This window comes from Pseudidiomarina sp. WS423 (genome assembly GCF_050750165.1).
Taxonomy (GTDB): domain Bacteria; phylum Pseudomonadota; class Gammaproteobacteria; order Enterobacterales; family Alteromonadaceae; genus Pseudidiomarina; species Pseudidiomarina fusca.
Map to the genome: position 1 here is coordinate 18,426 of NZ_JBOJLN010000020.1, position 8,765 is coordinate 27,190.

Annotated in this window: 9 protein-coding genes and 1 pseudogene; 4 read left to right on the top strand and 6 right to left on the bottom strand. The window is 47.8% G+C overall.

Translation table 11 applies throughout. The annotated features are described in order from the left end of the window. On the top strand, nucleotides 1–3,213 hold the full coding sequence (locus ACQ661_RS11785) for an AAA family ATPase (RefSeq protein WP_431668457.1): 3,213 nt from the start codon (nucleotides 1–3) through the stop codon (nucleotides 3,211–3,213). A gap of 46 nt (nucleotides 3,214–3,259) precedes the next feature. On the opposite strand, the gene ACQ661_RS11790 is transcribed toward ACQ661_RS11785, so the two are convergent. Continuing rightward, entirely contained in the window at nucleotides 3,260–3,682 is a 423-nt protein-coding gene (locus ACQ661_RS11790; RefSeq protein WP_153827380.1) for a GNAT family N-acetyltransferase, read from the bottom strand. A 118-nt stretch (nucleotides 3,683–3,800) separates the two neighbouring features. Next, the gene (locus ACQ661_RS11795; protein WP_431668459.1) at nucleotides 3,801–4,241 is read right to left on the bottom strand and encodes a helix-turn-helix domain-containing protein; all 441 of its coding nucleotides are present in this window, start codon (nucleotides 4,239–4,241) and stop codon (nucleotides 3,801–3,803) included. A gap of 274 nt (nucleotides 4,242–4,515) precedes the next feature. Between ACQ661_RS11795 and ACQ661_RS11800 the strand changes: the two genes are divergently transcribed. Beyond that, nucleotides 4,516–4,959 carry a hypothetical protein gene (locus ACQ661_RS11800; protein WP_431668460.1) on the top strand — a complete coding sequence of 148 codons (444 nt, stop codon included), beginning with the start codon at nucleotides 4,516–4,518 and terminating at the stop codon, nucleotides 4,957–4,959. Nucleotides 4,960–4,975: 16 nt separating this feature from the next. On the opposite strand, the pseudogene ACQ661_RS11805 reads toward ACQ661_RS11800, so the two are convergent. From ACQ661_RS11805 to ACQ661_RS11815, 3 genes and pseudogenes are all read right to left on the bottom strand, one after another. After that, nucleotides 4,976–6,071 (bottom strand): annotated as a pseudogene (locus ACQ661_RS11805) (iron-containing alcohol dehydrogenase). Between the two features lie 179 nt (nucleotides 6,072–6,250). Next, nucleotides 6,251–6,874 (bottom strand): TonB-dependent siderophore receptor, encoded by a 624-nt coding sequence (locus ACQ661_RS11810; RefSeq protein WP_431668462.1) that lies wholly within the window; start codon nucleotides 6,872–6,874, stop codon nucleotides 6,251–6,253. A 44-nt stretch (nucleotides 6,875–6,918) separates the two neighbouring features. Next, the gene (locus tag ACQ661_RS11815; protein WP_431668464.1) at nucleotides 6,919–7,437 is read right to left on the bottom strand and encodes a TonB-dependent receptor domain-containing protein; all 519 of its coding nucleotides are present in this window, start codon (nucleotides 7,435–7,437) and stop codon (nucleotides 6,919–6,921) included. On the opposite strand from ACQ661_RS11815, the gene ACQ661_RS11820 reads away from it, so the two are divergent. Together ACQ661_RS11820 and ACQ661_RS11825 are read left to right on the top strand one after the other, a co-directional pair. Next, nucleotides 7,397–7,618, top strand: a complete 222-nt coding sequence (locus tag ACQ661_RS11820) for a DNA/RNA non-specific endonuclease (protein WP_431668466.1) — start codon at nucleotides 7,397–7,399, stop codon at nucleotides 7,616–7,618. The two genes, ACQ661_RS11815 and ACQ661_RS11820, sit on opposite strands and share 41 nt — an antisense overlap. A 399-nt stretch (nucleotides 7,619–8,017) precedes the next feature. Then, nucleotides 8,018–8,392, top strand: a complete 375-nt coding sequence (locus tag ACQ661_RS11825; protein ID WP_431668467.1) for a hypothetical protein — start codon at nucleotides 8,018–8,020, stop codon at nucleotides 8,390–8,392. A 155-nt stretch (nucleotides 8,393–8,547) separates the two neighbouring features. On the opposite strand, the gene ACQ661_RS11830 is transcribed toward ACQ661_RS11825, so the two are convergent. After that, nucleotides 8,548–8,765: hypothetical protein (locus ACQ661_RS11830; protein WP_431668468.1), on the bottom strand; the 218-nt coding region annotated here is incomplete at its 5' end.

Here is an 8,765-nt window from a genome sequence, read left to right on the forward strand (position 1 = left end):
ATGAAGCCTATTTACCTTGAAATGAGCGCCTTCGGCCCCTTTGCTGACACACAGTGCATCCACTTTAATGAGCTTGGCGACAATCCGCTGTTTTTAATTAATGGCCCCACTGGCGCGGGTAAAACCACCCTGCTAGATGCCATGACTTTCGCACTTTTTAACAGCACCACGGGTGACCGCAGCGGTCAAAACATGCGCTGTGATCACGCCCCTAATGACCAAGAAACGTCTGTCGTGCTGATTTTTAGCTGCGGTGCCCACACCTATAAAGTAGAGCGCAGCCCCACCCAAACCGTCAAAGCCAGGCGCGGTGACGGCGAAACTACCCGTGCAGCCAGCGCCACCCTCTGGCGAGTGCAGCCAGATGCCGCCACGCACGATGCCACCCAGTGGCAAACCAGCGAACTGCTAGCCAATAAAGTAAACGATGTCAGCCAACAGGCACAAGCTTTGCTGGGCCTTAATGCCGACCAGTTCCGCCAAGTTGTGGTGCTGCCGCAAGGCCGTTTTCGTGAATTTTTGTTGGCGAAATCAAGCGAACGTGAAAACGTTCTTGAAAGCTTATTTCAAACCCAGCGCTTCAAGCTTATCGAAGAAGCCTTAAGCCAACGCGCCCTTGCCGTTAACCGCGATTACACCACCTTAAAAAACGAGCTTGAGCAACGCTTAAAAGACATGGCACACCCGACCATCGAGGCCGCTCTAGCGCATCTTGATGAATTGCAGCCCCCGTTGGCAGACGCGCAAGCTGAGCATGAGCACGCTAAACAGCAATTCAGCCTAGCGCAAACTCACTACACCCAAGCCGAAGAGCTTAACAAGCGCTTCGTGAACCTTGCCGAGTTACAAAACAAACTCAAACACTTGGCTGAACAGCATAACGAGATGCAGCAACATCAGCAGCAACTCAAAGCCCATGCTCAAGCACTCCATCTGCAACCGTTTTGGCAAACATTTACCCAGAGTAAAGACGCACTCGGCCTTCGTCAGCTGGCATACAACAAAGCGCAAGCACAGGCAGAACAAGCCACGGCAGCGCTTAACCAAACCCAAGCCGAACTCAAAACAGTAGCGGATTACCCAGAACGCATAGAGCACTTGAACCTACGCCTTGATGAGCTCAATCGGTTAGTAGCAACCGTGCAGCAGTTACAGCAGCTAATGGTAAACCTCCAGCAACAAGCCCAAGCGGTAACCCAAGCGAGTACACAGAAGACTGTGGCTGCTGAGAATCTGGCGCAGCTCAAAACCAACCATAACCAAGTAACCAGCGAGCTCACCGCACTTCGCGAACGGATTAAACAGCACACCAACACCGAGGCGCAGCGCACCCAATTAGCGCATCATCAACAGTTGCACGATGAACTTAATAAGCGTCATGCCGAGGTGCTAACCGCCCAGCACGCATGGCTTGCTGCGCAAGCCCCATTATCTGCAGCCCAAGCTGCTACCGAACAAGCCCAACAGGCGCGCGACAGCCTCTTTTTACGCTGGTACCAAGAACAAGCCGCAGCATTGGCGCAAAAACTGCAGCCCGGCCAGCCCTGTCTGGTCTGTGGCAGCACAGAGCACCCGGCTCCAGCCCATCTAGCACGCCAGCAAGACTTGGTCAGCCAAGAACAATTAGATGCCGCTGAAGCTCTCGCCCAGACAAAACGCCGTGCTGAACACCAAGCTCAAACAGCACTTGAACTTGCGGCCAACAACCACACCAAAGCTGAGCAGGCCCGCAACGAAATTGCTAAACGCGTCAGCCAGGTGATTGACACCTTGGCTAAGCCAGTTGCGTGCTCTGCCACTCAACACGCTGCCAGTGAGCCGTCGGCCAACCAGCAGTCTGTTAGCAAGCACTCTGTTAGCAACAAGGCGCCCGCACAAGACACTGAAGAATTACTAGAAGAATTAGCAGCACAGTTACAGTTGGTGCAAACGCAGTTACGCGAGATCGAGCAACGCCAGCATCGCGAGCGCACGCAAGAAACAGAACTTGAGGCCACGCAAGCCAAATTTGTCAACCAGATCGCCCAACAAGAGCAGGCCCTAGCCGAGGCCAATACCCAGCTACAAGATGCCACCCAGGCGCATAGCAACAGCGCAAGCCAGCTCGCCGCCCTCGATAAAGATGGCGAGCTGCGCAAGCGTGAGGTGACGCAAATAACCAATGAACGCCAACAAATTCAGACCGAACGCGACAACTTACGTCTTGCCCACGACAAGGCCCAAACTCAGTTAAAACAAGCTGAAAACCATCACACCACGGCGCAAAGCACCCTCGCCAGCGCTCTCACAGAAGTAACCACAGCAACGCAAACCTTAAACGAAGCCGAACGCCATTGGCACGAAAAACTCAGCGCCTCACCCTTTGCTGACGCCGAGGCTTTTAGCCAAGCCCTACTAGATCAAGCAACCGCCGACACACTGCAACAGCAGGTGGAGACCTATAAAAACCATGTAACCCAAGTGCAAACGGGCATCGACTCCGAAACCAAAGCCATCGGCAACCAGGCCAAGCCTGATCTCGCTCAACTTGCTGAACAACGCTCTCAGGCCGCAACGCTCGAGCATGAAAAACTGCACGCTTGGCAGAGCTTGTATACCGAGCACAAGCAGCTCAAAGACAACATCGATAAGTACCAAAGACGCGCCGCGCAAAGCGCCGATTTAGAACGCAATTACGCCGTACTAGGACGCCTCGCACAAACCTTAGCCGGCAACAACAACAGCCGCATCAGCCTGAATCGCTTTGTTTTGGCTATCTTATTGGATGATGTACTCCACGAAGCCTCGCAGCGCTTAGCACAAATGACCCAAGGGCGTTATCAACTCGTCCGTCGACGTGAAGGAGGCGACGCCCGCAGTCACGGTGGCCTTGAGCTAATGATCGACGATAGCCACACCGGCAAACAGCGCGAGGTCAATACCCTCTCGGGCGGCGAGAGTTTTATGGCCGCCCTCGCCCTAGCATTGGGCCTATCCGATGTAGTACAAAGCTACGCCGGTGGCATAAAAATCGATACCCTGTTTATTGACGAAGGCTTTGGCAGCCTCGATAGCGAAGCACTCGACCAAGCCATCAACGTCCTCGCTCACCTACGCGATAACGGCCGCACCATCGGCATCATCTCGCACGTAAGCGAGCTCAAACAGCGGATCACCAAACGTATTGATGTGGTGCGAGGTATTGGCGGAAGTTCGTTGCGGGTGGGATTGTAATCCCACCCAGTTTGATACGCGATTACTGTTGCTATTCAAGCGTTCGTTAGGAGAGCATTTTCGACATGTTATAAAACCTTTCATCTTCACTATCGACAACAAAACCTGACCTAACATAAAGCTTGTAAGCTGGACTAATTCTAAACACCCGTAATTTAAGACGATTTGTACCCGAATTAATTGCTAAACGTTCACATTCAGCGAGGGCTGCTGCTCCAAACCCTTTATTTTGATGATGATGGCTAACCTGTAAATCACGGACATAGCAGCTATCATTATCAAATGCTAATCGTATTGCACCGACAACTTCACCTTTCAACAATAGGTCGAAATTGACCAAATCACGGATTTGTTCTTCAATTTTTGAACAATCCCAATCAACAGCATAGTGCTCGTAATATGAGCGCATATTTTCATAAGTCATCAGAGCTGAAGCTGATAAATTTTCTGTTCGCTGAAATGAAATCATGGAATCTTCTATCGCTCGCGTAAAGCGCGCCAACTTGAGAGCGTCTCAGGCTCCGAATGAAGAGGCTTGCTATGTGTTTGAGTAGTAAACAATTGAGCTACCCTCGTTTAATTAAAACCTAAACAGCTAGTTTCCACTGTCGATCAATTTCCTCAAGTAAAATTTCCTGTGCAGCCTGCTCGGCCTCGTAGTTGGCGAGTAAATCCAAGAAATAACTGACCGAATTATTTTGCTTAATACTTTCCATGTATAACGACCGTAATGCAGCATCTGTTGTACGTGGAATATCTGACTGGCCTTTCTCATAACGAGCAATTGTTTGCTCAGAAACACCAAACCGTTTGCCCAAAATACGTTGTGAAAGGTTTAGTTCAATTCGTAAGAATTTAAATTCGGCATTGGTTAGCGGCATCGCTTTACTCGCTATTATTCTAGCCAAGACGCGATGGAGCCCCTCTAAATCATCGATACTGGTATATTCTTCATCATCAATCACATCAATCGAATAGCCATTTTTCAGGTACACATTAGGCAAACCGCTTTCAATGTAATGGTACATGGTCATCTCCTACTCTACCCAAACTGTAACAAGTACCGAACTCGGTGAATCTTGATGATTTTTAAGCACTACCGTCAACTCGATTATTTTCCCCGCGGCAACGCCTCGCTCAAGCATTCGTTGTTTCACATGCCAACTCCAGCGAATTCTAGAAGTATAGTTCTCCGCAAGATCATTAACGATGTAACGCGCCGTCATCTCAGTTAGAGGGAATTCGACAATTCCCTTTGGAGTGTTCTCGTCCATGAGTCACCTATCATTTTGATAGGAAATTTTGAGCTGGAACTTAGAAAATGTCAAGCGGGTGTTGGCTGACAGTTCGAAAGTGTTACAGCGTATGGGTAATTATGAGTTTGAGCAGGGGCAATGGCAAAATGCCAATCATTACTATATGAATAGCATTCTCCTGCTACGGGAACATTTGAGTGATATTCTGAAACACCAGCATGAGCAGGCTGGCGAGGTTATTATTTGCCTGTCAATTGCGGTGCAGAATTTGTCTGAGACATATCATCGTCAAAATCGCGTGAATTGCGGCATTTCTCTGTTAAGTAGGACATTACATCATTTTCAGCAGCTACAGAATACGCTTTCGTCAGATCATCCGGCCGCTATAGCTCTGCTTCGCGAAGCCTGCAAGTTGCGCCTGCTTATGTTTATGCACAAGAGTATTGAGGATCAAGCCACCTCCATAGGTGGCCCGATCCTGAGCAGTTAAGTTTCGGTGACTCCGGTTAAAAAGCCGCTTTAAAAATAGCAACAACGTCTTCGTGACTGGGTTGAATTGGATTAGTCAGGCCACAAGCGTCTTTCATCGCATTGTCTGCCAATGTACTAAAGTCCTCTTCTTTTGCCCCCAGTTCTTCCAGGCCAGCCGGAATATTAACGCTTTGAGACAGTTCGACAATGGCGGCAATAGCAGCGTCAGCACCTTCTTTGTCTGTTAATCCCTGTACTTCTGCGCCCAGTGCTTTACCAATGTCTTTCAGGCGGGGTGCGACAACCTGACTGTTGTAGCGTTGCACATGAGGCAATAAAACCGCGTTGCAGACACCGTGCGGCAAGTCGTAGAATCCGCCGAGTTGATGCGCCATGGCATGTACATAACCCAGAGATGCATTGTTAAATGCCATACCCGCCAGGAACTGTGCGTAAGCCATTTGTTCACGAGCTTCCATATTCGTTCCGTTATGAACCGCTTCGTGAAGATTGTCCCGGATAATCTCTATGGCTTTTATGGCACAGGCATCGGTAATCGGCGTAGCATCGGTAGATACAAAGGCTTCAACGGCATGGGTCAGAGCATCCATACCCGTTGCTGCAGTCAAGTTGGCAGGCATGCCGACCATTAACCTCGGATCGTTAACAGACAGAATAGGTGTCACGTTTTGGTCGACAATTGCCATTTTAATATGGCGTTCCGGGTCGGTAATGATGCAGAAACGGGTCATTTCAGACGCTGTGCCTGCGGTGGTATTAATACTAATGAGTGGCAGTTGTGGCAACCAGGGCTATGCCTTTGGCGCAGTCGTGAGCTGAACCTCCACCTAGTGAAATAACACAATCGCATTGATGCTTCTGCAGAACATCTAGCCCGGCTTTAACGTTCGTCACTGTCGGGTTGGGTTGTACGCCATCGTAAACCAGACTTTCTATTCCATGCTCTTTGAGCAGGGCTTCGATTTCGGCAGTAACGCCCAGTTTGGTCATGCCGGGGTCGGTGACTATCAAGGCTTTTTTAAAGCCATAGTTATCAATTTGCGTGGCCGCATCTTTAAGGGCATTCTCGCCGATAATATTGACCGCTGGAATATAAAAAGTACTGCTCATGGCATTAGCCTTTTCTGTCAGTGAATTTATATTCTATTATTGTATTCCTTTGTTTCGCTGAATACAATGATTTGGCGTAAAGATAAAATCAGCACACCAGAGAGTCTACATATAGCCCTGCTACCATAGGTAGTAGCGGGGCTATATCCATTGTTTAGATAATAAAGGTCGACAATATCTTAAAAGTCCCAGCGCACACTGGCACTGATATTACGTGGTTCGCCATAAGAACCGTAGTTGTACACGCCGACACTTTCAAAGTAATTCTTATCAAAAAGGTTGTTAATATTTAATGACGCAGTAAGGCTGTCAGAGATTTGATAGCGGGCAAACAGGTCGGCAACCGTATAACTTTCCTGACGGGGAATTTCACCATTAGGGCCCACACCTTGGTTTCTTGAAGGAAATACTTCACTCTGCCAGCGAAGTCCGCCACCCAGAGTGAATCCCGGCAAATTCTCTGCAAAGCTATAAGAACTGGTTATTCTTACCATATCTTCCGGCGCCTGTCGGCTGACTTTTTCACCTTCATTGTTGCGGGCTACCCGGTGTGTATAACCGGCGTAAACTTGAAGTCCGGTCATAAGTTCACCTGAGAGTTCAGCTTCATAACCTTTTGTTTCTACGCCGTCTTCAGCTTTATAGCGTTGTTCTGGCTGACCGTTAACAATAACTTCAATATCCGGAATAGCGACATTCTTTTGTTTAACCTGAAATACAGCGGTTGAAAAATTCAGTCGTTGGTTAAAGAATTCACCTTTTAGACCTATTTCATAGTTTTCGCCGTGCACTGGGTCAAGCAAATTACCATTCCGATCTTTTTGAGTTTGAATGTTGTAGATATCGGTCAGGCTTGCGTAGGTAGAGAAATGTCGTAAACAATGCCTGCGTATGGGGTAATAACACCCGAGTCAGATTCATCCACCGCGATGATAGGGGAGCTCATAGCCTCGGGAGTGTAGTTGTACTCTTCATGCGACCATGAACTGGTGCGAAGTCCTACAATTAGTGACAAAGGCTCCGCTACGTCAAATTGCGCACCACTGTAAAATCCACTTTGTTTGGTTTCCCAGCCCCAGATATAGTCAGATGCCGATGCAAATTCTGGTTCAGGGACAGAATCCCATTCGTAAAAGCTCCACGGCTCAATTGCTGAAAGCGAAGGTCGTCTGCTTCGGTCATTTTCTTCAAGGTTACTGTTCCAGCCAACAACCATTTGATGTTGGCGTCCTAAAAGCTCAAACGGACCACTTAGCCTAAAGTCCAGGGTATACTGATTCCAGTCACCTCTGGTCGAGCTGGGGCTGGCTCCAAGTCCGAGGCCAGTGTCCCGATCAAGAAATCCGGTTACATACACAAATATCACGCCCCAGGCTTCGGGACTAAATCAGGGCCCCTGGGCACGTCTGGAAAATGCTGTTCGCCAGCTGGCTCGCAGCGGGCAGGACGTCTATGTCGTTACCGGCCCTTTGCATGAATGGCACTTCGCATCTTTACCCGGAACAACCGTAAGCAATGGTAGAGCCAAAATGTCGGTATATTTTTAGGTTTGGCTGAAGCTAAAAGCTCACTTATGTAGAAAAATTTCGACATGAAAACTCAGGTTTTTTCGTGCGGATAAAAATTTTGGTAATGGGCAAAGGTCATATTTTTAATATTACTATGTGTCAAAGAATGGCACTAATCGTCAAAAAAAGACCTAAAAAAGTACATCTAAAAACCTTAAAAATACTAGTAAGCACATGAAAGGTATAATGAAAACAATTAACCCCGAATGGCTGTGTCGCCCTCCGGAGGCAGAGGTCACAGGTTCGACTCCTGTCGGGTGCGCCATTTTTAATGGTTCGTAGAGAAGTAGTATTTACTAACTAAATATTTTATGGGACCACATTGGGGCCAGTTTTTCATACCTTATCAAGCTATCTATCATCAGCGCTTTTTCAACGGTGGCTGAAGATTTTTATATTTTGTTGAATCAGAACTTCTCTGCCGCACTCACCACAAAACACGACAGACTATATTCCGATGCTTGGCCTTACCGAGCACCCGATAACACACAAATCATGATCCCCATGCGAATAATCAATAATTGTCATGTGAACATCGCCGGTACAATAAATGTCTACAAGGAGTTGTATCAAAAAGCCATTCAACGCGGCTTTGTGAACAAAACAAATGAGGATGAACAAAAATTTTATAACTTTATCTGTCACACCGAGATCCAGCATCTATCAGACATCCTCTATCAAGACGCACCAATCCCGGATAATTTTTTTGATTTAAAGCGTCTTTTATTCGAGCGCACTCTAAACCGCAAATAACAGCAGTCTGATCAGCCGTTGCCAGCAGAAAAGATCAATTTGTGCAGCACCGCCATCTGGTGGCGCTGCACCGAATTGCCCGCCCTGCTGGTAAGCACTGATCACCTCTGCCGGAATCCAGTGACCAGACTGCTGGCGATTTCTTTCAAAACAGCTCAGCTCAAACATTCAGCATTAGCAACAAAATCCCCATCAGCAACATCTGAGTTTTGTCGTGCGAGGCAGGGCTTTGGATTCAAAAGCCATTTACTTTTATCATCTGATTTCTTCGGAACAACACCACCAATAGCCAAATATAAAAAAGCCAAACTAAACCCAACTGTCTTAGCCAAATTTATATAAAAAGATCTTGGGGATTCAACCAAGGTGTATT

Excerpts from the sequence above, each read along its gene's own strand:
- ACQ661_RS11795 (WP_431668459.1), bottom strand. The coding sequence starts at position 4,241 with ATGTACCATTACATTGAAAGCGGTTTGCCTAATGTGTACCTGAAAAAT.
- ACQ661_RS11790 (WP_153827380.1), bottom strand. The coding sequence starts at position 3,682 with ATGATTTCATTTCAGCGAACAGAAAATTTATCAGCTTCAGCTCTGATG.
- ACQ661_RS11785 (WP_431668457.1), top strand. The coding sequence starts at position 1 with ATGAAGCCTATTTACCTTGAAATGAGCGCCTTCGGCCCCTTTGCTGAC.